Annotated in this window: 17 protein-coding genes and 1 tRNA gene; 11 read left to right on the top strand and 7 right to left on the bottom strand. The window is 49.5% G+C overall.

All coding sequences use genetic code 11. The annotated features are described in order from the left end of the window. Window positions 1–202 precede the first annotated feature (202 nt). The 7 genes from BMX82_RS11405 to BMX82_RS11435 all read left to right on the top strand — a co-directional run bounded on the left by BMX82_RS11405 (window position 203) and on the right by BMX82_RS11435 (window position 10,215). Window positions 203–601 carry an L-rhamnose mutarotase gene (locus BMX82_RS11405; RefSeq protein WP_036909652.1) on the top strand — a complete coding sequence of 133 codons (399 nt, stop codon included), beginning with the start codon at window positions 203–205 and terminating at the stop codon, window positions 599–601. A gap of 30 nt (window positions 602–631) precedes the next feature. Then, a complete protein-coding gene (locus tag BMX82_RS11410) occupies window positions 632–2,251 on the top strand; it encodes an alpha-L-fucosidase (RefSeq protein WP_091769109.1) in 1,620 nt (539 codons plus the stop codon). 9 nt (window positions 2,252–2,260) lie between these two features. Then, complete coding sequence (locus BMX82_RS11415) at window positions 2,261–3,211, top strand: aldo/keto reductase (protein WP_036909654.1); 951 nt, start codon at window positions 2,261–2,263, stop codon at window positions 3,209–3,211. A 27-nt stretch (window positions 3,212–3,238) separates the two neighbouring features. Next, window positions 3,239–4,258 carry a zinc-binding alcohol dehydrogenase family protein gene (locus BMX82_RS11420; RefSeq protein WP_091769112.1) on the top strand — a complete coding sequence of 340 codons (1,020 nt, stop codon included), beginning with the start codon at window positions 3,239–3,241 and terminating at the stop codon, window positions 4,256–4,258. Window position 4,259: 1 nt separating this feature from the next. Then, a complete protein-coding gene (locus BMX82_RS11425; RefSeq protein WP_091769115.1) occupies window positions 4,260–6,089 on the top strand; it encodes a glycoside hydrolase family 97 protein in 1,830 nt (609 codons plus the stop codon). 604 nt (window positions 6,090–6,693) lie between these two features. After that, the gene (locus BMX82_RS11430; protein WP_036909657.1) at window positions 6,694–7,842 is read left to right on the top strand and encodes a glycoside hydrolase family 88/105 protein; all 1,149 of its coding nucleotides are present in this window, start codon (window positions 6,694–6,696) and stop codon (window positions 7,840–7,842) included. Between the two features lie 3 nt (window positions 7,843–7,845). Continuing rightward, on the top strand, window positions 7,846–10,215 hold the full coding sequence (locus tag BMX82_RS11435; RefSeq protein ID WP_091769118.1) for a glycoside hydrolase family 2 TIM barrel-domain containing protein: 2,370 nt from the start codon (window positions 7,846–7,848) through the stop codon (window positions 10,213–10,215). A gap of 1 nt (window position 10,216) precedes the next feature. On the opposite strand, the gene BMX82_RS11440 is transcribed toward BMX82_RS11435, so the two are convergent. The 6 genes from BMX82_RS11440 to BMX82_RS11465 all read right to left on the bottom strand — a co-directional run bounded on the left by BMX82_RS11440 (window position 10,217) and on the right by BMX82_RS11465 (window position 20,800). Continuing rightward, a complete protein-coding gene (locus BMX82_RS11440; protein WP_036909659.1) occupies window positions 10,217–10,894 on the bottom strand; it encodes an ABC transporter ATP-binding protein in 678 nt (225 codons plus the stop codon). Window positions 10,895–11,040: 146 nt separating this feature from the next. Next, window positions 11,041–13,443, bottom strand: coding sequence for an ABC transporter permease (locus BMX82_RS11445; protein WP_091769121.1), 2,403 nt, complete (start codon window positions 13,441–13,443; stop codon window positions 11,041–11,043). A gap of 14 nt (window positions 13,444–13,457) precedes the next feature. After that, window positions 13,458–15,836 (bottom strand): ABC transporter permease, encoded by a 2,379-nt coding sequence (locus BMX82_RS11450; protein ID WP_091769124.1) that lies wholly within the window; start codon window positions 15,834–15,836, stop codon window positions 13,458–13,460. 8 nt (window positions 15,837–15,844) lie between these two features. After that, complete coding sequence (locus BMX82_RS11455) at window positions 15,845–18,244, bottom strand: ABC transporter permease (protein ID WP_091769127.1); 2,400 nt, start codon at window positions 18,242–18,244, stop codon at window positions 15,845–15,847. Window positions 18,245–18,254: 10 nt separating this feature from the next. Beyond that, a complete protein-coding gene (locus tag BMX82_RS11460) occupies window positions 18,255–19,508 on the bottom strand; it encodes an efflux RND transporter periplasmic adaptor subunit (RefSeq protein ID WP_036909663.1) in 1,254 nt (417 codons plus the stop codon). Beyond that, complete coding sequence (locus BMX82_RS11465) at window positions 19,496–20,800, bottom strand: TolC family protein (RefSeq protein WP_091769129.1); 1,305 nt, start codon at window positions 20,798–20,800, stop codon at window positions 19,496–19,498. Before BMX82_RS11465 ends, BMX82_RS11460 begins: the two co-directional genes overlap by 13 nt. Before the next feature lie 240 nt (window positions 20,801–21,040). On the opposite strand from BMX82_RS11465, the gene BMX82_RS11470 reads away from it, so the two are divergent. Next, window positions 21,041–21,565 (top strand): response regulator, encoded by a 525-nt coding sequence (locus BMX82_RS11470; protein WP_036909665.1) that lies wholly within the window; start codon window positions 21,041–21,043, stop codon window positions 21,563–21,565. Between the two features lie 92 nt (window positions 21,566–21,657). Continuing rightward, window positions 21,658–22,461 carry a sensor histidine kinase gene (locus tag BMX82_RS11475; protein WP_255396607.1) on the top strand — a complete coding sequence of 268 codons (804 nt, stop codon included), beginning with the start codon at window positions 21,658–21,660 and terminating at the stop codon, window positions 22,459–22,461. Between the two features lie 52 nt (window positions 22,462–22,513). Here BMX82_RS11475 and BMX82_RS11480 read toward each other — a convergent pair. Further along, window positions 22,514–22,587, bottom strand: a tRNA-Met gene (locus BMX82_RS11480). Between the two features lie 169 nt (window positions 22,588–22,756). On the opposite strand from BMX82_RS11480, the gene BMX82_RS11485 reads away from it, so the two are divergent. Together BMX82_RS11485 and BMX82_RS11490 are read left to right on the top strand one after the other, a co-directional pair. Further along, the gene (locus BMX82_RS11485; RefSeq protein ID WP_036909667.1) at window positions 22,757–23,152 is read left to right on the top strand and encodes an START-like domain-containing protein; all 396 of its coding nucleotides are present in this window, start codon (window positions 22,757–22,759) and stop codon (window positions 23,150–23,152) included. Between the two features lie 73 nt (window positions 23,153–23,225). Beyond that, a complete protein-coding gene (locus BMX82_RS11490; RefSeq protein WP_036909668.1) occupies window positions 23,226–25,139 on the top strand; it encodes an LptF/LptG family permease in 1,914 nt (637 codons plus the stop codon). Window positions 25,140–25,153 lie beyond the last annotated feature (14 nt).

The raw sequence follows: 25,153 nt of genomic DNA on the forward strand, positions 1-25,153 counted from the left end.
ACGCAACTTTTCGGCTCGTTTTTTCTCTTCTTCATCAAAAATTCACCATCATATATCGATTTTCTTCTATTCTTTTACCCATAAAATATAAAACATCCACAACTCTATCGATTTAGTACCATTTAAAATCGATAACTTTTGTTCCACGATAGCGTATTTATTCTTATATTTGCACCGAAAACTTAAAATGACATTCTGAATAATGACCGAAACAGACAATTCCAAGTCAGGTTATCAATGCAGAAGATACGGTGTCCCCGTCAAGCGGTATTGTCAGACCATGGATCTGAAAGACGATCCCGGTTTGATAGAGAAGTACATCTCGGCCCACAATCGCTATAACTCGTGGCCCGAAATCAGAGAAGGCATCCGCTCGGTAGGTATCCTCGAGATGGAAATATACATCCTAGGCAACCGTCTCTTCATGATTGTCGAAACACCACTCGACTTCGAATGGGACTCAGCCATGACCAAACTAGCCACCCTGCCCCGTCAGGCTGAGTGGGAAGACTATGTGGCCATGTTCCAGAATTGCCAGCCAGGTTGTACTTCCAACGAGAAATGGCGCATGATGGAGCGCATTTTCTATCTATATGAATAACTTAAGTAAGATAATTAACTATATTATAGCATGAAACATTTTTTCCTATCCCTGATACTGGGTTGTGCTGTTGCATCAGCAACGGCACAATCCACTTATCAGGTGCCTGTGTCAGAAGCCCACGAGCAGATGCAGACGGGCAAGTACCAACCCACATGGGAGTCGCTTGAAAAACACCAGACTCCCGAATGGTTCCGCGATGCCAAGTTCGGCATCTGGGCACATTGGGGGCCTCAGTGCGTAGAAGGCTCTGGTGACTGGATGGCCCGCTCGATGTATATGGAGGGTAGTCGTGAGTATCAGTGGCACGTTGAGCACTACGGTCACCCCTCGGAGTTTGGCTTTAAGGATGTTCTGCCACTCTTCAAGGCAGAGAAATGGGATCCCGACAAACTCGTAGAGCGTTATAAGCGTTGCGGCGCCCAGTATTTCTTCGTCCTTGGCAACCACCACGACAACTATGACCTGTGGGATTCTCAGTATCAGGAGTGGAACTCCAAGAACATCGGCCCTCACAAGGACATCCTCGACGGCTGGTCAAAAGCCGCCAAGAAGCACGGTCTGCCTTTAGGCATCTCGTTCCATGCCGACCACGCCTGGACATGGTATGAGCCTGCTCAGCGCTACGACCTGAAGGGGCCAAAGGCCGGTGTCTACTACGATGGCAATCTGACCAAGGAAGACGGCAAAGGCAAGTGGTGGGAAGGACTCGACCCACAGAAGCTCTACCAGCAGCGCCACCCTATGAGCTACGACTCGTGGAGCGATGGCAAGGTGCACGACCAGTGGGGATGGGGCGAAGGCGCATGCCCTCCCTCTCAGGAGTTTGTCACCAATTTCTACGACCGCACGCTTGACGCCATCAATCGCTATAACCCCGACCTCATCTACTTCGACGTAACGGTGTTGCCCTTCTACCCCTTAAGCGATTGCGGACTGAAGATTGCCACACACCTTTACAATAAGAATCCGCAGAGTGTGGTGTTCGGAAAGATCCTGAGCGAAGACCAGCGCAAGGCACTGACATGGGACGTGGAGCGCGGTGCGCCCAACGAACTCATTCCCGAACCATGGCAAACATGTAACTGCATCGGCAACTGGCACTACAAGACCAGCGTTTACGAGAAGGATCAGTATAAAAGTTCCGCCACAGTGGTAAAGCAGCTGGTGGATATCGTATCGAAGAACGGCAATCTGCTTTTAAGCATTCCCCTGAGAGCCGACGGCACCTACGACGAGAAAGAAGCCAAGTTCCTCGACGACCTCGAAGCATGGATGACTGTTAATGGTGAGAGTATCTTCGGCACCCGTCCTTGGGTAAAGTTCGGCGAGGGACCTGTAGCCGAAACCGACATCAAACTCAATGCCCAAGGCTTCAACGAAAGTATGTACAGTCATCTTGATGCCCGCGACATCCGCTTCAATCAAACCAAGAAGCATCTCTATGTCACCGCTTTAGGATGGCCTGAGGATGGTCGTCTGGTTATCAAGTCGCTGGCCAAAGGCAACACTGCCTTCAAGAAGAGTATCACCTCTGTCCAGCTACTGGGCTACGGCAGGCTCAAGGCCCGTCAGACAGCACAGGGACTGGAAGTCAGTCTTCCCACCCCGTGCAACAAGATAGCGCCCGTACTTAAAATCACTAAATAATTATCAACTATGGTTTACAATGAAATCGGAAAAACCGGCATGCGCGTATCGAACCTCAGTTTCGGTGCTTCGTCGCTTGGCGGTGTTTTCCATGGTATCCGTGAGGATGAAGGTATCCGAGCCGTTCATACGGCTGTCGACAATGGTATCAACTTCATCGATGTGTCGCCCTACTACGGTCATCTCAAAGCCGAGATGGTGCTGGGCAAGGCACTGAAGGAGATCCCGCGCGACAAATTCTATCTGTCAACCAAGGTAGGCCGCTATGGCAAGGATGGAGTTAACACCTGGGACTACAGTGCCCGTCGTGCCACAGAGAGTGTCTACGAAAGCATGGAACGTCTGAATGTGGACTATATCGACCTCATCAACGTCCACGACATCGAGTTCCAAGGCGATATGGAGGGAGGCCTGCAAAAGGTGTGCGACGAGACGCTGCCCGCCCTCGTAGAACTGAAGAAGAAAGGCATTGTAGGTCATGTAGGTATCACCGACCTTCAGCCAGAGAACCTGAAATGGGTCATTGAGCATGTTGAGGAAGGAACAGTAGAGAGCATTCTGAACTTCTGCCACTATTCACTCAACGACACGTTACTGCTGGATTATCTCGAATTCTTCGAGCAGCACAACGTGGGTGTCATCAACGCCTCGCCCTTGTCTATGGGGCTGCTCTCTCAACGCGGTGCTCCCGCATGGCATCCCGCTTGTCAGGAACTGCAGACTGCCTGTGCCCGTGCTGCCGCCTACTGTCAGGAACAGGGTTATCCGATAGAGAAACTGGCCATCCAGTTCTCCACCAGTCTCAACCCTCGCATTGCCACCACCCTCTTCAGCAGTGCCAACCCCGACAATGTGCTGAAGAACATCGGCTACGTCAACGAGCCTATGGACACTCAGCTTGTCAAGAAGGTACAGGAGATTATCGGCGACCAGATGTTCTCTCGGTGGAAGAACTCGTGAAAAGGTAAAAAGTAAAAAGGTAAAAGTATGAAAGCAATACAGATTAGTGAGCCTTCGGTGATGAAGGTTATCGATATGGCCGAACCCACGATGGGCGACAACGAAGTGCTATTGAAGATGAGATACGTAGGCTTTTGCGGAAGCGACCTAAACACCTTCCGCGGAGGTAACCCCATGGTGAAGATGCCCGTAGTGCCAGGACACGAGGTAGGAGCCGAGATTGTGAAGGTAGGCAGTAACGTGCCCGATGGTCTGAAGCCAGGCATGACCGTCACCGTCAACCCCTATACCAACTGTGGCAAGTGTGCCTCATGCCGCAACGGCCGTGTGAATGCCTGTGAACACAACGAGACGCTGGGTGTCCAGCGCTGGGGAGCCATGTGCGAATATATCGCCCTGCCTTGGGAGAAGGTGATTCCCGCCACACGGCTCACACCCCGCACCTGTGCTCTTATCGAACCGATGAGTGTAGGATTCCATGCCGTGAACCGCGCCCAGATGACAGATATCGACGTGGTGATGGTCATTGGCTGTGGCATGGTGGGTATGGGAGCTGTGGTTCGCTCTGCACTGCGTGGTGCTACCGTCATTGCCGCCGACATCGACGATGAGAAACTGGCACTGGCCAAGGAGATGGGCGCCACCTACGCCATCAACACCAAGACCGAGGATGTGCATGCCCGCCTACAAGAACTCACCGCCGGCTTTGGTCCCGACGTAGTGATCGAGGCTGTGGGAAGCCCCATGACCTATCAGATGGCTGTCAACGAAGTGGCCTTCACAGGTCGTGTCGTCTGCATCGGCTATGCCAAGAGCGAGGTATCGTTCCAGACGAAGTATTTCGTACAGAAGGAACTCGACATCCGCGGTTCTCGCAATGCCCAGCCTTCCGACTTCCGTGCCGTCATTCATTATCTGGAGCGTGGCACTTGTCCTGTCGACCGTCTTATCAGCAACGAGGTAAAGCCCGAGGAGGCTCTTGATGCCATGCAGGAGTGGTCGGCCAATCCTGGCAAAGTATTCCGTATCTTAGTCGATTTCCAATAATATGAGAAGATTCTTAATTGCCATGGCCGTTGCCTGCCTCGGCTTACAGGTTTCAGCCCAACAGGGCGCCTCACCTAACGGTCTCATCACCGCTGATGTCAAGAACGGCGGCATCACCGTGAGTTACAATCAGCAGCAGGTTCTCGACATCCCAGCGGTTGGCTTCGAGGGCGGCACCGCCCTTCAGGCACTTAGCTTCTGTCGGAACCTCAGCGAGAGCTACACCATGCTGGGCGGCAAACGCCTGCAATGCAGCAACGAGGCCAACGAATACGTATCGCCGTTGGGCGAGAACACCCGTCTGGTGATGCGTCTCTATAATGACGGCATTGCCTTCCGCTACGAGTTCACCGACCTGAAGGATGCCACGCTGCCCAAAGAGCTCACCACCTATCGCATTACCGAGGGTACCAGGCGCTGGATGCAGCAATGGACCGACTCCTACGAGGGGTTCTTCCCCCTGACCACCTCTTATAAGACCCTACCCGTTCGTAACTACAGCGGCATCACCAAGTCGGCCGATGGCTGGAACATCCGCTGGGGCTACCCCGCCCTGCTCGAACCCGCAGACGGGATCTTTACTCTGATTTCCGAGGCAAACATCGAGCACAGTCAGAGTGCTTCGTGCCTCTATAACGACGGAGAACTGTTTAAGGTGACACCCGCAGAGAACCCTCTTCACATCAGCGGCAACTGGCACACCCCCTGGCGCACAGCTATCATCGGTACGCTGGCCACGGTGGTTGAGTCGACGCTCATCACCGACGTTTCCGAGCCTTCGCAACTCAGCGACACGGAGTGGATACGCCCTGGTGTGGTGTCGTGGATATACTGGGCCTACAATCACGGCAGCAATGACTACAGCATCATTAAGAAATATGTCGACATGGCCGTTCGTCTCCATCTGCCCTACGTGCTTATCGATGCCGAGTGGGACGAGATGAAGGATGGCAAGACCATCGAGGATGCCGTGAGCTATGCCGTAGGGAAAGGCATACGCCCCATCATCTGGTACAACTCCAGCGTGGGCTGGATAGACGGTGCACCCACTCCGAAGTTCCGCCTCAACAAACCTGAGGATCGTGAGAAGGAGTTTGCATGGTGTGAGAAAATCGGTGTGGCTGGTGTGAAGATCGACTTCTTCTCAGGCGACAACCAGTTGAACATGGACTACTGCATCGACCTGTTGGAGAGCGCAGCCCGCCATCATCTGCTGGTAAACTTCCATGGCGCCACCATTCCTCGCGGCTGGCAACGCACGTGGCCTAACCTCGTGTCTACCGAGGGGGTCTATGGCGCCGAGTGGTATAACAACGTTCCCACGTTTACCAGTCAGGCCGCCCGTCATAACGCCACCCTACCTTTTACCCGTAACGTTGTCGGGCCAATGGACTATACGCCCTGTGCCTTCAGCGACTCGCAGCATCCGCACATCACTTCCAACGCTCATGAGCTGGCGCTCACCGTACTCTATGAGAGTACTTTGCAGCACTTGGCCGATAAGCCCGAGAGCTATTATGCGCAGCCCCAGCAGGTACAGGACTTTTTCGGTCAGCTGCCCACCGTATGGGATGAGACACGTTTCGTGAGCGGCTATCCTGGCGAGAGTGCCGTACTGGCCCGACGCAGTGGCAATACATGGTATGTAGCAGGCATCAACGGTAGCGACGAACCCAAGACACTGAACCTTGACCTGAGTTTCATCAGCGGCAGCCGCATCAGCATCTTTGCCGACAGCGCCAACAAGTCGTGGGACATCAGCACCGCCAAGGTCCTACCTACCGAGATGGAATGCCAGCCCAGGGGCGGCTTCGTACTCGTGGTACGTTAAACGACATCTGCAACTAATATAACTATAAAACTTCTGACAAACGGCTTCGTGAGAATTGCGCCGTAGTCAGCAAACGGTCCAATGGTCGCAAATACGCGAGTTTTGGACCGTTTTTATAAGTCACTGATAACGTGATGATTACAGAGAAGAATAGTCTTCAGCGCTCGTTAAGACGTCATCTTTCGGAACAAAACAACTTGTTTTGTCCTCGAAAAGACTATCTCTTCCACCTTTGGAGGTTATCTCTACAAAAGTAAAACAAGTTGTTTTACCTTGAGAGACCCCAAGTTTGTCGTAATGAAACCCATAATTTGTCGTAAGGAAACCCTGAGTTTGCTTACGACAAACCCGTTTTCTGTCGGTAGTAAGCCCTTAAAGCGCTGCTCGCCGCTCTAGATTGAGCAACCTGAGAAGCACTTTTTTAGGCATACATTCTTTACATTTTCACAAGAAGCCAGGTTCTTGTCTCACAGTAACATGCGAAACCCTTTACTTTTTGCGAGAAAGACTTTGATTTTTGGCAAAAGTGATGGAGTATTCGGAGAAAATACCTATCTTTGCGACTTGAAAAGTCACGAATTTAATAAACTAAAGCTACAAGACAATGAAGAAAACCATCTTAACACTCCTCGCTCTTGCGATGGTATCCGTTACTTTCGCCCAAGACAAGGCCGACGACGTGATGAAGACACTACGGCTGGCCAACGACTACTTCATGGCGAAATATGCCGACCCTACCCTGCCCACGAACGTGAACCGCGTGCGCCCCTCGTCGCTCTGGACCAGAGCCGTGTACTACGAGGGACTAATGGCACTCTACGAGATTGACCCGCAGGAGCGATATATCGACTATACCGACCGCTGGGCAAACTTCCACCAGTGGACCCCACGCAATGGTGTGAGGACAAACGATGCCGACGACCAGTGCTGCGGACAGACTTATGCCGACCGTTACATGCAGAGCGGGGGCGAAGAGAAGATTGCCAGGATCATAGAGAACCTGAACAACCAGATGAAGACGCCCAACACACACAAGCCAGAGGCCAAAGGGGCACTCTACGGCTGGTGGACGTGGATTGACGCCATCCAGATGGCCATGCCGCTCTACATGCAGATATATAAGATCACGGGCGAACGCAAATATGCCGATCACGCCATGAAGATGTATCTGTGGAGCCGCGACACGCTGGCTGGCGGTCTGTTCAACGAGAAGGAAGGACTCTGGTGGAGAGATAAAGACTACGTAGCTCCCTACGCCACCCCCGACGGGAAGAACTGCTATTGGAGCCGCGGCAACGGATGGGTATATGCCGCCTTGGTGCGCTGCATGAACCTGCTGTCGCCAAAAGACCAGTACTACAAACAGCTGAAGAAGGATTTCCTACTGATGAGTGAGGCCCTGAAGAACTGTCAGCGACAGGAGGACGGACTCTGGAACCCAAGTCTGGTAAGCTATGCAGACTTCGGGGGTAAGGAGATGACAGGTACGGCGCTCTTCCTCTATGGCATGAGCTGGGGCATCCAGAAGGGCTACCTGAAGGCGAAGGTCTATAAACCCGTTTGCGACCGCGCCTGGAAGGGACTGGTGCGCGACTGCGTACACCCCGACGGTTTCCTTGGTTGGGCGCAGGGCACAGGAAAAGACCCCTCGGCAGGTCAGCCGCTCTCTTACACGAAGGTGCCCGATTTCGAGGATTACGGCACTGGCTGCTTCCTCCTCGGCGGTGTAGAATACTATAAACTGGTAAAGTAGAATATGAAACGGACAGCACTAATAGCACTTTGCGTTTTTAACATCATCACCTCATCGGCACAGCGCTGCGTGCAGAACCTTAACTTCGGATGGGAGTTCAGATTAAACGATGAGGGGGCATGGAAGAAGATCGACGTGCCTCACGACTTCCAGATAGAGCAGCCCTGGGTGGCTCCTGCCGCTGACGAGAGGCCCGACAACACCGACGTGGCAGCCAACATCAAGAGCCGCCTGTCGAGTCGCGGATTCAAAGAAATGGGCAAGGGCTATTACCGTCTGCACTATACGCCAGCGGAGAGTATGAAGGGGCAGCGCGTGATGCTCGACTTCGAGGGAATCATGTACACTGCTGACGTCTACCTGAACATGAAGCATGTGGGCGGCACGAACTACGGCTACGTTGGCTTTGAGATTGACATCACCGATGACTTGAAATACGGCGAAGACAACCTGATCGAAGTGGTGGCAGACACCCGCGAGCCAGGGAACTCACGTTGGTATACGGGGGGCGGACTGATACGCAACGTGAGCATCGTCAGCACACCGAAGGAACTGTTCTTCGGACGCCATCCGCTCTACATCACCACGCGCGACAATAAGTATGTAAGCATCAGCGCCGACTTTACCAACCGCACAAAGAGCGCCGCCACCAGCATAGTGCTGCAGATTATATCACCAGAAGGTGAAACGGTCTACAACCAGACCATTGCCCTGAAGCGCCACAAGATGGCCCGTCATCAGGAAGAGTGCATTGCAACTGATATTGAAATCAGTAACCCAAAGGTGTGGGACCTCGACACACCTTATCTGTATACCGTAAAGGCTCAGCTGCTGCGTGAAGACGGCACTGCCGCCGACGAGACCTGTGAGACGTTTGGCATACGCAGCATTGAGTTCGGCCCTGACTTCGGTCTGAAGCTGAACGGACGGAAGGTGCTTCTGAAGGGATATGCCAATCACCACACCCTCGGCGCTCTGGGTGCTGCTGCCTACCCCAAAGCCATCGAGAAGCGCATCAGGTTGATGAAACAGTTTGGCATGAACCACATTCGTACCTCACACAATCCCTATAGCCGCGACTTCATCCGCCTTTGCGACAAGCTGGGCATTCTGGTGGTCGACGAGCTTTACGACAAGTGGACCCGTCAGCACACTGGCGGTAAGGTGGCGTTCGAGGAACTATGGCAGCACGACATACCCGAATGGGTGAAACGCGACCGCAACTCGCCGTCAGTAATCCTCTGGAGCCTTGGCAACGAGCTGCAGCAGGATCCCAACATGCCATACAACGACTTCGGCGTGACCTTGTATAAACTACAGAAAACCCTGCTACAGCGCTACGACTCTACACGACTGGTGACCGTAGCCATGCACCCCCGCTATCGTAACTGGGACACCGACTCGCTGCCCCACGACTTAGCCATGCAGACAGACATACAAGCCTACAACTATCGCTACATGTACTTCCCCGGTGACGGGCGACGCTTCCCCTGGATGAAGTTCTACCAGAGCGAAGCATCAGTATCAGCCATGGGACCCAACTTCTTCGAGATGGACCTCGACAAGGTGATTGGTCTGGCCTACTGGGGCGCCATAGACTACTTAGGCGAAAGTCAGGGCTGGCCTGCCAAGGGTTGGACGCAAGGCGTGTTCGACATCGCGCTAGAGCCAAAGCCCAAAGCTTATCTGATGAAATCGTTCTTCAAGCCCGAGGAGCCTGTGGTACATATCGCCGTGATTGACTCGAAGAATGAGATGATGTGGAACGGTGTGCAGACAGGCAATGATGGTATGAGCGATCACTGGTGCAGGAAGCCCGGTACAGAACTGAGCCTCATCACCTATACCAACGCCGACGAGGTGGAGCTTCTGCTGAACGGTAAGAGTCTAGGCAGAAAGCAGAACCCCAAAAACGACGCTAAGCAGCGCAACCAGATAAGATGGAATGGCATCATCTATCAGGAGGGAAGACTTGAAGCGGTTGCATACAACCACAAGAAGGTTGTGGCACACCACAGGATTGAAACCACAGGTAAGGCCGTGAGACTGAAGGCAACACCAGAAGACGTTAGCTGGAAGGCTGACGGACAGGACCTGATGCATATCCGTCTGGAGGCTATCGATAGCAAGGGGCGTCGCGTTCCTATGGCACAGGACGAGCTGAAGTTTGAGGTGACAGGCGATGCCCGCATCGTAGCTGTAACGAATGGCGATATGAACAGCGAGGAACTCAACGCCACAGACCATCGTCGTCTGTACAACGGCTCGGCCATGGTGATTCTGCGCGCTGGCAAGGCTCCATCGAAAATAGTCTTGAAGACATCGAGCGACGCCTTCAAGACTATCAAGACAGAGATTGCCACACTAAAATAAACTATAGCTTTACCTCGGGTACCACCTGACCATCGAGCAGGCTCACTATGCGCTGAGCATAACCAGCGTCGCGCTCTGAGTGGGTCACCATGACGATGGTGGTGCCTTGTTCCTTGTTCAGTTCAGAGAGAAGCTGCATCACCTCAAGGCCGTTCTTTGAGTCAAGGTTACCTGTGGGCTCATCGGCGAGAATTATCTTGGGGTTGGTAACCACGGCGCGGGCAATGGCAACACGCTGCTGCTGACCACCGGAGAGCTGCTGGGGGAAGTGATGAGAACGGTGTGAGATGGACATGCGACGAAGCACCTCATCGACACGCTGTTTGCGCTCTTTCTTGGGTACGCCCAGATAGGTCAATGGCAGTTCTACATTCTCTTCTACATTCAGTTCATCAATCAGGTTAAAGCTCTGGAACACAAAGCCAATCTGACCTTTACGAACCTTGGTGCGCTGACTCTCCTTGAGCGAGCCCACATCCTGACCATCCAACAGATACTGGCCACTGGTAGGATTATCAAGCAAGCCCAGAATATTGAGCAACGTTGACTTACCACAACCTGAGGGACCCATAATGGCCACAAACTCACCTTTTTTCACTTCGAGCGATACGCCGCCCAGGGCTACGGTCTCCACCTCTTCGGTACGGAACACCTTCTGAATGTTTTCTAATTTAATCATAGTTGTATGATATTTAATATTATTCGTTATTACAACGCAAAGATACGATTATTTCTCACTACTTGCAAGTTGTTTTAACTGCTCAGAGGCAGTTTGTCTAATCTTTAGACACTCCATTGTATGATTTATTGACACTTTACATAAAATTACTCCGTCTTAATACTCTCTACAGGGTTGGTACGCACAGCCTTGAGAATCTGGAGACTCACTGAGAGTACAGCTACCAGCAGGGCAAAGGCACTGGTTACGACGAAGATCCAAGGACTGAGACTGATGCGATAGCTGAAGTTGCTAAGCCAATCGGTCATCACATACCACGACAGGGGGATGGCAATCACAAACGATAGCAGCAACGGCGTACAGAACATACGCAGCATCAGCATCATCACTTCGCCGGACGTACTCCCCATAATCTTACGGAGGCCTATCTCCTTCTGTCGCTGACGGATAAAGAAGAGCGACAAGCCTACGAAGCCCATGATAGAGATGATGATGGCAATGAGGGTAAAGAGCAACACGATCTTCAGCGTGTTCTGTTCTTTTGCGAATGCTTTTTCTATAGATTCTTCAATGCTCTGCACCCGTTCTATACCCTGTACTTTTGAGGCATTAGGATCTTCCAGTTTCTTAACCATCTCCTGGAAAACTGCCTTTGCCTTCTTATCGCCATTGGTCTTTACCAGGAAATGCGGGAACTCCTTATGCTTATCTATACAAATGGCAAAAGGCGGCTCCTCGGCATTCGGAACATCGGGCTGTGTAATATCACTCAGCACATTGGCCAGTTTAATATCATTCAGCACACCATTTATCGGAGCGGTACTACCGGTGCCAAAGTCTAACACACGCGTCTCATCGTTATAGCCTAACTGTCTCAAAGCTTCTCTCGTCAAGTAATAGCCGCCACTTACAGAACCGTGATCCTTGATAATCTTCAGGCCCAAGAGGTCGAAAGAGGCTTGGTCTATGGTAGTACAGAACAACACCAAAAGCTGATCGCCCCGTACAACTCCGAGCGCAGACGGGAAGTTATAATTAAACAGTCCTCCCTCATAGGTACCCATTTTCTCGATAAAAGGTAACTCAGCAAGTTGTTTGCCAATGGCCTGACTCTTTCCATCTGGACTCATAATACAATACAGGTTCTTGGCATCGAAACCGCGTGGTGCATGTATCAGGTGGTTCAGTTGCAACCAGATAACAAGCGAGGCCGTAAGCATGGTAACAGTAATCACATTCTGCAGGATGATGAACAAACGCCCCAGCACCATCTTGGAATGGAAACGGAAGTTGCCTTTCACAATATCGATGGGCTGGAATCGCGAAAGCAGCATGGATGGCAGGATGCCTGACACGATACCCGTCAGCAGGATAAAGACGAGACTTACGCTCACACTCATCACATTGATATCTTCACATAGAGCTATCTTGCCCCTAAACAACTGGCTAACCTCTTCCTGAAAACTGATAGCCAGGAACAAACCAATCACAAACGAGATGGCTACCATCAAGGTAGACTCTGCAATCAGCTTGAGCGACACACGCGACTGACTACTGCCGAAAAGCTTTCGGGTAGCTATCTCCTTGGCACGGAAGCCGGTATTAGCAACCGTCAGATTGATATAGTTGCTAACAGCGAAGAAGAGAAGCGCAAATACAGCGGCTAACAGAATACGCAGTCGAGTCTTGTCACCCTTTAGCAGTCCCTTACCGTTATTTTGAGGTGCAAACAACATATCCTTGAGCGGTGTAACTGTCGTTTTGTGATGGCCCAGGATTGTGTGGAAATTCTTATCTATATAGTCGTCGATGGTTTTAACTTTGTTTTCAAGCGTCATGCCAGGACGTAGCATAAAGAAAGCCTTACAACTACTAATCGTGGTGCTGGCAAAATGATAATTAAAGAAACGATAGCCAATCACCTGCGGATAACGCTCCATACTGATAATAATCTGCGTCTCGTTAGGCAGCACCGTATGATCCAGGTCCTTTACGACTGCACTTACGGTATACACCAGCGTACTATCAAAAAACTCCCTGGCATGGTCGCTTTCAAACTCTCCTATAACCTGTAACGACTCGCCTATCGGGTCTTTCGCGCCAAACAAGCGATGAGCCAGTCGCTCTGTAATCACACACTTATCGGGTGCATCAAGAGCCGTCTGTCTGTCGCCAGCCACCAAGGAGAAGTCGAAGAACTGGAAGAATGTGGAGTCGGCCATCATGATGATGCCATTCTCATTAGCGCCATTCTGTACCTCCTGCTGACCATATTTTATTCTACCTTTCTGACTTAGTACACAACAGGTCTGTTCCACCTCAGGGCACATATTCTTGATGGCTTCAGTAGCCTCTGGCCACAAGGCAAAGCTCTCCTGATTGCCCACCACGTAAATACGGTCGGCATTCTGATGCCAGGTATCGATGCTGTACTGGCGCCAGGTGTAGTCGCCTATCAGGATGATGAACATCAGCGACACGACAAGCCCTACTACATTGATTAATGTGTAGAGCTTGTTGCGTGATAGGAAACGAAAGTAACTTTTCATATGGTTTATATGGCTTATTCGTTTTTAATGTTGTTGATAGGATTCTCGGTAGCGGCGCGCCAACCCTGCAGGGCGGCAGTAAGCACATTTATCACCAGCACAATAATCAGCGAGAGCAACAACGGCATAAACTGCATTTCGACATGCAAACCTGATATACTGCCTGCCGCAGGTGCCAGCCAGTAAGCCAATGGGATGGCGATGATGGCGGCTACCAGTGACTGCATAAACACGGTACGTAGCAGGCGCAGGGTGATACTGCTGATCTCAGCACCAAACACACGACGCACGGCTATCTCACGGCGACGCTGACCTACGAAGTAGCTGTTCATTGCCATCAGTCCGAGTATAGCAATCAGCAAAGCCACAACGGTGAAGACAGTCAGCACATTGAGGAATCGTTCGTAATCCTCGTACCACGTCTGATGCTGTTGGCGGAGTGAACGGATTTCTTCCACCTCATAGTCTGTCAGTTCTTTCAGCAGACGAATCATCGCCTCCTCAACTTTCTTACGATCTCCATGATACTTCACAATAGCCATACGTGGCGAGCCGTAATTCTCACGTATATCGCTTTTGCTATCATCGCGGTATTCGTCTTCCTTATATATGAGGTAAGGTGTGGGATTTTCTTCCTCATTCATCACATTCAGGAAGACAAAGTCAGGATAGAGAGCGGCGACATGAATGGTCATATGTCCTCTGGTAGTCACTATCTCTTTGGCATCATCGCTCATACCAAACTGACGCAACAACTGGTGGTTCACACCTATACCATCATCAGAATAGGTTTTCTCCGGATGGATGTTCAGGATATTGAAGAAACAACTGTCGCCCATAAAATAGCTCAGACTTACCACAGAACCATCGTCGGCCTGGGTAGTGTGGTTCTCCAAGTAATTGAGCGGCGTTCCATAGCCGTAACCTACGGCCTCTACCTCTGGTAACTTCATAAGTCTGTCGCGGAAGGTCTGTCGCTGCGACTGGTTAAATCCTGCAATGTTCCAGGTCTCAAGGATGTTATCGATGTCATAACCCAAAGGCTGGTTCATCTTCTCACGAATATTACTGCCTAGCAGAAGTGTCACAGTAAGCATGACGATAGCAAAGACAGCCTGCAGCACCATGAGTACATGGCTCCAACGCTGACGGACACGACGACGGAAGGTGCCACGCACAATATCGATAGGCTGATAGCCACTGAGTATCGAGGCGGGCACAAAACCAGCCAACGCACCTACCAAAGCGATGATAAGCACAAAACCAATCATCGTAACGATGCCTGTATCCTTCAACAGACCCATCGGACAAGCGGCCATCTCCATAGCCTTATCCTGCAGGACAAGGGCTAACAGATAAGCCACGCCAAAAGCAATGGCCGTAAAAAAGATGCTCTCTCCAATGAGCTTGAGGAACACCTGCAAACGCGACAGACCCAACAGTCGACGTGTGGCCATCTCCTTAGAACGCTCTGTAGTGAGCGATACACTCAGATTTACATAATTAAAAATGGCAAACACCAATACCAGCAGAGCAATCACCACATAAAGGTGAGCCATATCGCGATTGCCATGATTCAACTTGCCAGATTCCAGCATACACTCATGAGCATCATAATAGAGGGTAGACAACGGTGTCAGTGTTACCTCCTTGACAGCTTCCATCCGGTAGAGCCAGAAGAAGGTTTTCATATAGTCGCGCATGGCTGTGGTCTTGCTGCGTAGGTCGCAGCCTTCACGCTCCATAAGGAATACCACACTACTACCAGCATTATTCATACTCTCGGCATAGGCCGACATGTTTATATAACGATGGTTCTCTACATTCACCACACACTCATACTCGTTGGGAATAACGGAACGATCAAAGTCGTCCATAATACCACTGATGGTATAGGTGATATGATTGGAGGAATCTTCCTTGCCACCCATCACTATCTCTTGCCCCACAGCATCACCCTCAGGCCAATAGCGCTGGGCAAACGACTTGCTGACCACCATCTGATTAGGGGCACTGAGTACCTTGCGCTTGTCGCCAGTCAATAACTGGTAGTCAAAGAACTCGAAGAAGTTAGGTGCAACCACCAGAATCTTGGTATCCACATGCTGTCCACGAATCTTTGTTGACATGTGGTAGCCAGAAATAGAGCACCAGGCCTCGATTTCAGGAAAGCGATCCTGCAGTTTTTGTCCTACGCGGAAGTGCGACATGGTGAACTCCTCGTTTCCAATGGCAAAGGTACGGTCGCCACGGGTCTGGAAGTTCTCAACCGATGTCTGGCGATAGATAAGGTCGCCCAACAGCAGCAGGAAGGCCATCGAGAGGCAGAGGCCTACGATATTGATGATAGTGAAGAGTCTATGACGACTCAGGAATTTAAAATAGCTTTTCATACGACTTTTTATTCGTTCTTAATGCTGTTTACAGGATTCTCATTGGCAGCGCGCCAGCTCTGAATGACTACAGTAAGCATGGTAACGATAGCGACAACGAGCAGGGCCAACGGGAAGAGCCACCAATAGATGGGTGTTCGCTCGGCAAAACTCTGCAGCCACTGTTGGCCAATATACCACGCAACAGGAGCAGCCAGAACAAAACTTAGAATGAGAAGCCAGTTGTAGCGGCTGCAAAGCATGAGCAGCACCTCGCCAGTTGAAGAACCCATCACCTTACGGATACCGATTTCCTTACGACGATATTCGGTTTCGAACATGGTCATGCAGAACACACCAATCAGAGTGATGATGAGGCAGATTGTGCTGAAGATGAGAACCTGACGGACGAAACGGAACTCGTCCTGATAGAGGTCTTCGAGCGTCTGGTCAAGGAATCTGGTTTCAACACGCTCAGAGTTCTCGAACTTGTGGAGCAGGTCGTTAATCTGCTTACGCATCTGTACCTTATCCACATTAGCAGCAATACGAATATTGGCGATTATCAGGCGGTCGCCCCAGTCTTTATATTTCTCGCCCATGACGATAAAGGCCATAGGTGTGGCACGGTCATGACGGGCTGAAGTAAAACGCACATCCTTGCAGACACCTACTACAGGGAGATCGTTGGTGAGCAAAGGCTGATCCATCTTCACCCAATCCCACTGTTTGCGAGCAGCCTCGTTGATGATGTAAACATCGCCATCGTATTCACGGAAATCACGACCCTCGACGACCTCTATACCCATGGTACGCAGATACTGCCAATCAACAGGGAAACTGGAGAATATAATATTGTGATCATCGTCACCACGTCCCCATCCCATATAAGTATCGCTGGTACCCAAGACAAAGTTAGAGAAGCTGACAGCCTTGACACCTGAAAGCTGCAGGAGTTCGGAACGGATAGCTGTTCTCTTATCCATCATCGGAGCAATGTTGGCATATACAACCTCGTCCTTATCATAGCCATAATCAGAATTATAAATATAGTGACTCTGAAGATAGAGAATGCTGATATATGTAACCATGAGCAGCGATATAAACAACTGCAGGCAAACCAGTCCTGTGCGAAGCTTGCGCCCCTTAGGAGTGAGCCCGAATGAGCCCTTGAGAGCCAGAGCTGGCGGGAACGAGGTGGCGAACTTTGCAGGATAAACACCAGCCACAAGTCCCACCACAACAGCCAGCATCAGCAAGACTATAACGAAGAGGCGATGATCGCCAATGGCAATACTACCCTGCAGCATATCAGTGGGATACCGAGCCAGAAGAGCGCATAGGCCTATGGCTATCAGGCAGGCTATGACAGAAATGAGAACCGACTCTCCTATCAAATTGAGACGCAAGCGCCCCAGTCCTTCACCTAACACCAGACGGGTATTGATACTTTTTACACGCATTGGGCTCTGTGCCAGTGTGAAGTTCAGGAAGTTGATGGCGGCAATGACGATAACCAACAGGCAGGCCAGCTGTAAGACGAACATCATGGCAGGGTTACCTTTGTCCTCATGAGAATCAACACCTGAGAAATAAGTCTCAAGAACAGGTGTTAAGCGATAGGCCTGTTTACCCATATAACGATCGAAATTCTTATTAAATTCCTCGAGTTCCTCGTCGGTGAGTTTGTCGATGCCTTCGCTGCTCATCTCAAGGCGAAGAATTTCCTCACGGACTTTCTGAGAAAAAGCTGCCTGTATCTTCTCACTGTCTACACCTTGATGCAGACGCACATAGCAGACGTAGTTCCAGTTCGAGAAATTGTCTTTCAAGACATCACCCAACCCCATATAAGCATAGTTGTTAATAGAGCTATTCTCTGGAAAGTCTTCATAAACACCACACACTTGGACGCTGTCGCGCTGTCCTTTAATATATCGACCTGCCACATTTACCTCACCAAAGGCTCTCATGGCCAGCGAAGCAGGAATAACGACTCCACCATCCTTACCTCCCTGTTCTGTGAGAAAAGAGAGCTTACCACTGAGGCACTTGGCGCCAGCCACTTCGAACAAACGACCATTCATCTGCATGATCTGACCCTTCACCTCGCTGCCATTGACAGTGAAATAGGCGTCATTAGCAAAGCCGTTCATATAACCTAACATCTCTACCTCAGGCATATTGCTTATAAGATCTATCACCCCACGACTCATATTAGCGCCCCAGTTAGCATCAGCACCCATTTTCCCCTCTAAACGATACACGCGCTGAGATTCAGGAATACATTTATTATAGTTGCGGGCATAATCCACCTGTGTCCATAGTACATAGCAGGTCGCGAAAGCGATCACGAGTCCAAGAAAGTTGAGTGCTGTGGCTGTCTTGAATCGACGAGCCATACAAAGCATGTTTCTGAAAATATTCATAGTTGTTAATTTAGTTGATGACTAATACTTCGTTATCCTTGAAAGCCTCATAGCCGCTGGTTACAACACGCTCACCAGGTTCCAAGCCCTCGAGCACTTCGTAGTACAGAGGATTCTGTCGGCCAATACGCACCTGACGACGATATGCCTTCGAGCCACTCTTGTCGAGAACAAATATCCACTGTCCACCTGTAGTCTGGAAGAAGGTGCCGCGGGGAATAATAATTGCCTGCTCTGGCTGGCCAAGTTCCAGATCAATATAATAGGTCTGGCCCGTACGGATGTTCTCGGGGCGAGTGCCACGGAATACGAAATCGCAACGGAATTTGCCTTCGCGCACCTCAGGATAGACCTTGCGTACTTGAAGCTGGTACTTCTTGTCACCACGGGTGAAGGTGGCAATGAGTCCCTGACGCACACGGTCGATATAATGCTCATCAATCTGGGCTTGAACTTTATAATCGGACAGGTCGTTGATCTGACCAATCTTCTCACCAGGCTGAATGCTCTGTCCAAGTTCTACATCGAGCAGACCGAGTTCACCATCAATCGAAGAACGTATCTCGAGCTTATCCTTGCGCTGACGCACCAGGACCACGTTACGACGCATGTTCTGGAGATTATCCTCCATCTGATCTACCTGCACAGAACGATAGATGCTATCTTGCTTCAGGCGCTGGGTGATAAGCGAGTGTTTCTTGGAAGAGAGCTGATAGTCCTCTTGCGACTGTTTATAGTCTTCCTGACTGATGAGTTTTTCTGCATAAAGGCGTTTGTTCTGCTCATAGGCGCGCTTCTTACGCTGGATGTCCATATCGAGCTGAGCCTTCTCTGTCTGGTTGTTCAGCTTATCCTGAGCCATCGACACCTGAGTATTGCGCAGAAGGTTCTGCTTCTCAGCCAACTCTGCCTCAGCATTAAGAATCTGCAAGTCGAGGTTTGAATTGCTCAGACGCAGGATGACATCACCCTTTCTTACTTTTGCTCCCTCTTCAGCCACCTTCTCCATCACAATACCACCTTCCTCGGGTGAAATCTGAATCACCTGAATAGGCAGAACCTGACCACTGGTGCGGACATAGTCTTTAAACTCGGCACTCTTCACCTCACTGATAGTAAGCTCATCCTTATCGACACGCAGGGTTGAGGCGTGATTGCCAAACAATACCCAACAAATGATAGCCAACAAAAGACACGAGCCTATGGCATAGGGCCAATGCTTCTTAAGCTGGAAACCCTTCTTCTTTTCGATTACTCTATCCATATTTTTTCTCCTTTATAATATCTGACTAATTGTTCTTTTACCATAGCCATGAGCTGGCACTGAACCAACGTGGCTTTAGAATTCAGCAACTGTACCGAAGTCGTATGTACTTCAATAGGATTGCTCAGGCCTTCTTCGTATTTACGACGCATAAGCTGATACGACAGACTATCGGCTTCTACCTTCTTTTCCATCTGTCGGGTCTGTTTCTGGTAAGCGAGCCAGTCCTGCCATGCCTCACGACTCAGCTTCTCGAGTTCGAGCTGTTTCTGCTCATAGGTCTCACGAGCCTTTATATAATTATTCTTTGCCTTGCGGATATTTGTCAGTGTTTGCAGGCGATTGAACAGGGGAATGGTCAGCGAGGCAGACACATACTCACCAAGATTACTCTTGAACATTCTGTTGAACGAGAGGGCATCCTTATCATGTAGATCCTTGTTGTAATTGGTACTTATCCCTGCATTCATGCTGATAGAAGGATAAAGTGAGGCACGCGCCCTATACCACTCGTGTTTTGATGACAGCATCTGGTAGTGAGTCTTCTGCAAATCGGAGTGCTCCTGCGAGTAGCCCTGATGAGGGATCTCCACCAAACAAGCATTACCCACGCCCACCTCAATGGCAAGACTATCGTCGATAGGAAAAGCCATCTCTTTCTTCAACTCAAGCAAGGCCGAAGCATAGAGATTCTGCTGACGCGTCAGTTCATAGTTAGCCTCAGCCTGTTGCGACTCCACCAAGGCTACGTCAGTAAGGCTCTTACGTCCAACCTCTTCCATCAGACGCGTCTGTTTCAGAAGTAGCGTCGTCTCCTCCAATTTCTCAGCAGCCATTTCGACCATACGCTCGTAATAAGCCACATTCGTAAATGCCGTAAGTACATTGAGCGCAGCCTGATCCTGCTGTAAACGCAGCGCATGGCGCCCCATCAGAACCCCAGCCTTGGCAGCCTTAAGAGCATACAAACGGTTGAATCCATCGAACACAGACAACGAGGTATTGACAGAATAGCCATTTGAGAATGTATTTACATCGGTATAGATATTGGTATTAGGATTGATAGCACGTCCAAAATTATATTGGATTCCTGTGCTGGCATCAACTTCTGGCAGAAAACTACCAATGGCACCAGTTCTGCTGGCCTTATAGTTGTCGAGGTCGAGTTCAGCACACTTCACGTCGTGATTATGCTCTACAGCATACTGCATGCACTGCTGCATGTTCCACGATGACTGAGCACATGCATGCATCGAGATTGCTGTGAAGAAAACAATAATGATTGATCTCATATTAATTTCGGTTTTTATTGCTTATCGCGTTGACTAAATTTTTCTGATGCAAAGATAGAGCATTCTCATATTATCTGCAAACTTTTACATCCTCCCAGAGGCTAATCGTCTAATTTTTATACACTTGGTTGTATGATATTTAGACAATTATAATCATCTTAGGCTACGCAAATCTTACTTTCGCTCGAAAAAGCTTAAATTCATTTGGCTTTTTGATTGCTAATTCGTAACTTTGCACCCATGAACACTTACGGAACTATACTTATTGCTGACGACAATGCTGCTATCCTAACAGCAATGCGCTATCTGCTCGACTCTACATTCGAGCAAGTACTAACCACCTCTCAGCCTGACGACATCCTGAAAATCATGGCACAGCAAACTGTCGATCTCGTATTGCTTGACATGAACTTCACCCTTGGCGTAAACAGCGGCAACGAGGGGCTGTTCTGGCTTCGCGCTATACGCAAGCAACATCCACAGACCCCCGTGATTCTAATTACCGCCTATGCAGACATCAACCTTGCAGTAAAAGGACTGAAGAACGGTGCCGCCGACTTCATAACCAAACCATGGGACAACGACGAACTGATTCGCAAGCTGAAAGACGTTCTCGATATGCAGAAGGAGATAGTAACACTCGACGAAATGGAAGCCCAGCACATACGCCGTACCATTGACCATTGTCATGGTAATTTGACACATGCAGCGGAGATATTAGGAATTACCAGACAGACGCTATACAACAAAATGAAACGCTTATGACCTGGTTATATATTATAATAGGTGGCTTTTGTTTGTCGGCTATACTTATCTTTATACATCACCAAAGGCGTTTAAGTCTAAGGGCACACCTCATGCAAGAGGCCATACGCAACCGTGACTTCACCTTCCGTCTACCCGTCAGAGGCATGTTCCCGGGCGAGCGTGCCATGCAAAAGACACTGAACCAGTTGGGTGAGATTATCCGTCAACAGGTGAGCCAAAACGAAGTAGAGTCATGGGAACGTCTGACCCGTGTGCTCACCCACGAGATGATGAATGCCACAGCACCCATCACTAGTATTAGTCAGTCGTTGCTAAGTCGTCCCGATGTAAAGGGGTCTGCACTTGAAGATGGGATACTGGCTATTTATGAGACTTCACGTCATCTGAGCGACTTCGTAACAAGTTATCGAAAAATGTCGGAACTCGAGGAACCTGTGCTTAACGAGGTAATACTCCGTTCGATGATCGACGACGTGAGTCGCAAATATCCGCAACTTTCGTGGAAAATCGACATTCTCTCGGTGGTTAAGGTCTATGCAGATGCAGGTATGTTGCGACAGGTATTGATGAATCTTGCCAAGAACGCCGTAGAGGCAGGAGCCAAGAACATGGTTGTTGAGATGGCCGATAAAGAATTCGATGGCTTACAATATGATATTCAGAAGCAGATTGGTTTGTATATCGGTAACGATGGCGTACCCATTCCTGCAGAGAACCGCCAGTCACTCTTCGTTCCATTTTTCACTACCAAACGTACTGGGAGTGGTATCGGACTTTCACTTAGCAGACGGATGATGATACAGCAAGGAGGCTCACTTGAGCTATCTGAAAGACCACGCAACGGATGTCATGTAGCCTTCCTGCTCACCATCGGCATATATAATCGGAAATAAAGATACATAGAATACAAAAAGGCAACTTTCATCAGAAAGTTGCCTTTTTATGTAGCGGGAGCCGGGATTGAACCGGCGACCTCATGATTATGAATCATGCGCTCTAACCAGCTGAGCTATCCCGCCATCTTCTTGCCTAAACAAACACCCTCAAGGGGGCGAATATCTGTTAAGCGGGTGCAAAGGTACTACTTTTTCTGAAACTACCAAAATTTTTCGGGAAAATATTTTGTGTTTCGAATAATTTTTGTACTTTTGTAGCGAAGAAATAACAATAACTAACTCCTATAAGCATATGGGAAAGCAGAAAATCAGCATTGAATACCCTCTGAATACGAAGTCGCCCAACATTGTTTGGGAACAGATAAGCAGTGCTCACGGGTTTGAGCGCTGGATGGCAGACCATGTTACAGAAGATAATGGCGTCTTCACCTTCACATGGGGAGAACCATGGACAGAACAAGACATACGAAAAGCGCAATTAATCGAACTGGTAAAATACGACCATATAAAACTGCAGTGGGAAGAAGAGGATGACGACTCTTATTGGGAAATGCGCATTGAAAAGAGCGACCTGACCCACAATCTGAACCTACTGATTACCGATTTTGCAGAAGATGACGACGCGGACGGACTCAGAATCCTATGGGAGAGTAATCTCGAGAGACTGCATAGGGCTAGCGGCTTATAACATTAAAAATTAATAATAATAAAATAAATAAGGTCATAATCTGAGTTTTTTGCAGTACCTTTGCACCCTGATTATGCTCCGCATTAAGAAATTAGACATATTCATCACGAAGCAGTTCGGCTTACTGTTCGTGGGTACATTCTTCATCTGCCAGTTTGTGCTGATGATGCAGTTCTTGTGGCGCTATGTCGATGAGTTGATTGGTAAGGGCTTATCGATTGATGTGCTGGCACAGTTCTTCTGGTACATGGGACTGATGCTAATGCCTCAGGCTTTCCCTCTTGCCATCCTGCTGTCATCGCTCATCGCCTTCGGTAATTTGGGCGAAAGTTCTGAGCTTACAGCTATCAAGGCTGCGGGCATTTCGTTGATGCAGGCATTCCGCCCCCTGATCATCATTTCAATACTGATGGCGGGCATGTCATTCTATTTTCAGAACGTGGTGGGTCCCAAGGCCAATCAGGGTTTCTACCAGCTGCTTCTCTCGATGAAGCAGAAGAGCCCAGAGCTACAGATTCCTGAAGGCATCTTCTACGACGGAATCCCCAACACGAACATCTACGTACAGAAGAAAGACCTGAAAACGGGTATGCTCTACGGCATTATGATCTACCGCATGACAGGCAGCTACGAAGATCAGGCCATCATCTTGGCAGACTCAGGCATGATGCAGTCAACCGCGGAAAAGAAGCACTTGCTGCTGAACCTATACAATGGCGTATGGAACGAGAACATGCGTTCGCAGGACCTAGCAGGTACAGCCAATGTACCCTACCGTCGCGAGACCTTCGCCCAAAAGCGCATCGTATTGGATTTCGATGGGGGCTTTAACCTGGCTGACGAGAACGATATAGCCAACGATGCCAGAGCTAAGGGACTGGAGAAAATTCTCCACGACATCGACTCCATCAAGGAGTTCAACGATAGCGTAGGCCGTGCTTATTACAAAGAAGGAAAGGCATACTACTTCAGAACACCTGACGTCAGCAAGAACGACTCTCTGAAAATCATGAAGGAGACTGCTCAGGCTTCACTTCGTTTCGACAGTATTTTCAGTCGTCTGAACGAACAGCAGAAACAAGAGGCAATAAAGAATGCGATGAACAACTCGACATCGTTGATTAACGATCTCGAGATGAAGGGTACATATGCAAAGGCGCTCCATCGCCGTACAAGAACTCACCAGATACAGGCCATCAAGAAGTTCACGCTTTCACTGACTTGTATCATCTTCTTCTTCATCGGTGCCCCTCTGGGAGCCATCATCCGTAAGGGTGGTCTTGGCGTACCCGTCATCATATCGGTCTTAGTGTTTATTATCTACTACATTCTTGACAGTACTGGTGAGAAAATGGCACGCGACGACCAATGGACGGTTTGGTACGGCATGCTCATCTCCACCGTCATCCTTACACCATTGGCCGCATTCTTCACCTATAAGGCCAACAATGACTCGGTAGTGTTCAACATCGATCTCTATAAGAGTTTCTTCATGCGTATACTCGGTTTGAGGACCAAGCGATCTATTACCCGCAAGGAGGTTATTATTGAAGATCCGAAGTACAAACAGGATGCAGATATGCTCGAAGAGGTGGACAAGGAGATTGTCACCTATAACGAGCACCACAAGCTTTTGCGCTGGCCTAGCCCCATCAAGGTATTCTTCCATGCAGGCGACGATCAGGAAATTGAGCGCATCAACACCATACTGGAAACGGCTATCGAGGATTTGAGTAACACCAAGGACAAACTGATACTCACCGAAATCAACCAATATCCCGTAATAGCAACCCACGCCCACACACGTCCTTTCAAACAAAAAGGTCTGAACATTGCAACGGGTCTCATCCTACCCTTTGGCATCTTCTTCTACTTCCGCATGCTGCGCTTCAGATTCCGTCTTTATAAGGATCTGCGTCATGTTATGCGTACCAGTGAGAAGATTATCCCCAGGATTCAGGAGTTGGCAACGGAGCAGAAGGACTAACTACATATATAATA

The sequence above is a fragment of the Prevotella sp. khp7 genome, from assembly GCF_900109055.1.
GTDB lineage: Bacteria > Bacteroidota > Bacteroidia > Bacteroidales > Bacteroidaceae > Prevotella.

Excerpts from the sequence above, each read along its gene's own strand:
- BMX82_RS11405 (WP_036909652.1), top strand. The coding sequence starts at position 203 with ATGACCGAAACAGACAATTCCAAGTCAGGTTATCAATGCAGAAGATAC.
- BMX82_RS11410 (WP_091769109.1), top strand. The coding sequence starts at position 632 with ATGAAACATTTTTTCCTATCCCTGATACTGGGTTGTGCTGTTGCATCA.
- BMX82_RS11415 (WP_036909654.1), top strand. The coding sequence starts at position 2,261 with ATGGTTTACAATGAAATCGGAAAAACCGGCATGCGCGTATCGAACCTC.
- BMX82_RS11420 (WP_091769112.1), top strand. The coding sequence starts at position 3,239 with ATGAAAGCAATACAGATTAGTGAGCCTTCGGTGATGAAGGTTATCGAT.
- BMX82_RS11425 (WP_091769115.1), top strand. The coding sequence starts at position 4,260 with ATGAGAAGATTCTTAATTGCCATGGCCGTTGCCTGCCTCGGCTTACAG.
- BMX82_RS11430 (WP_036909657.1), top strand. The coding sequence starts at position 6,694 with ATGAAGAAAACCATCTTAACACTCCTCGCTCTTGCGATGGTATCCGTT.
- BMX82_RS11435 (WP_091769118.1), top strand. The coding sequence starts at position 7,846 with ATGAAACGGACAGCACTAATAGCACTTTGCGTTTTTAACATCATCACC.
- BMX82_RS11440 (WP_036909659.1), bottom strand. The coding sequence starts at position 10,894 with ATGATTAAATTAGAAAACATTCAGAAGGTGTTCCGTACCGAAGAGGTG.
- BMX82_RS11445 (WP_091769121.1), bottom strand. The coding sequence starts at position 13,443 with ATGAAAAGTTACTTTCGTTTCCTATCACGCAACAAGCTCTACACATTA.
- BMX82_RS11450 (WP_091769124.1), bottom strand. The coding sequence starts at position 15,836 with ATGAAAAGCTATTTTAAATTCCTGAGTCGTCATAGACTCTTCACTATC.
- BMX82_RS11455 (WP_091769127.1), bottom strand. The coding sequence starts at position 18,244 with ATGAATATTTTCAGAAACATGCTTTGTATGGCTCGTCGATTCAAGACA.
- BMX82_RS11460 (WP_036909663.1), bottom strand. The coding sequence starts at position 19,508 with ATGGATAGAGTAATCGAAAAGAAGAAGGGTTTCCAGCTTAAGAAGCAT.
- BMX82_RS11465 (WP_091769129.1), bottom strand. The coding sequence starts at position 20,800 with ATGAGATCAATCATTATTGTTTTCTTCACAGCAATCTCGATGCATGCA.
- BMX82_RS11470 (WP_036909665.1), top strand. The coding sequence starts at position 21,041 with ATGAACACTTACGGAACTATACTTATTGCTGACGACAATGCTGCTATC.
- BMX82_RS11475 (WP_255396607.1), top strand. The coding sequence starts at position 21,658 with ATGCAAGAGGCCATACGCAACCGTGACTTCACCTTCCGTCTACCCGTC.
- BMX82_RS11485 (WP_036909667.1), top strand. The coding sequence starts at position 22,757 with ATGGGAAAGCAGAAAATCAGCATTGAATACCCTCTGAATACGAAGTCG.
- BMX82_RS11490 (WP_036909668.1), top strand. The coding sequence starts at position 23,226 with ATGCTCCGCATTAAGAAATTAGACATATTCATCACGAAGCAGTTCGGC.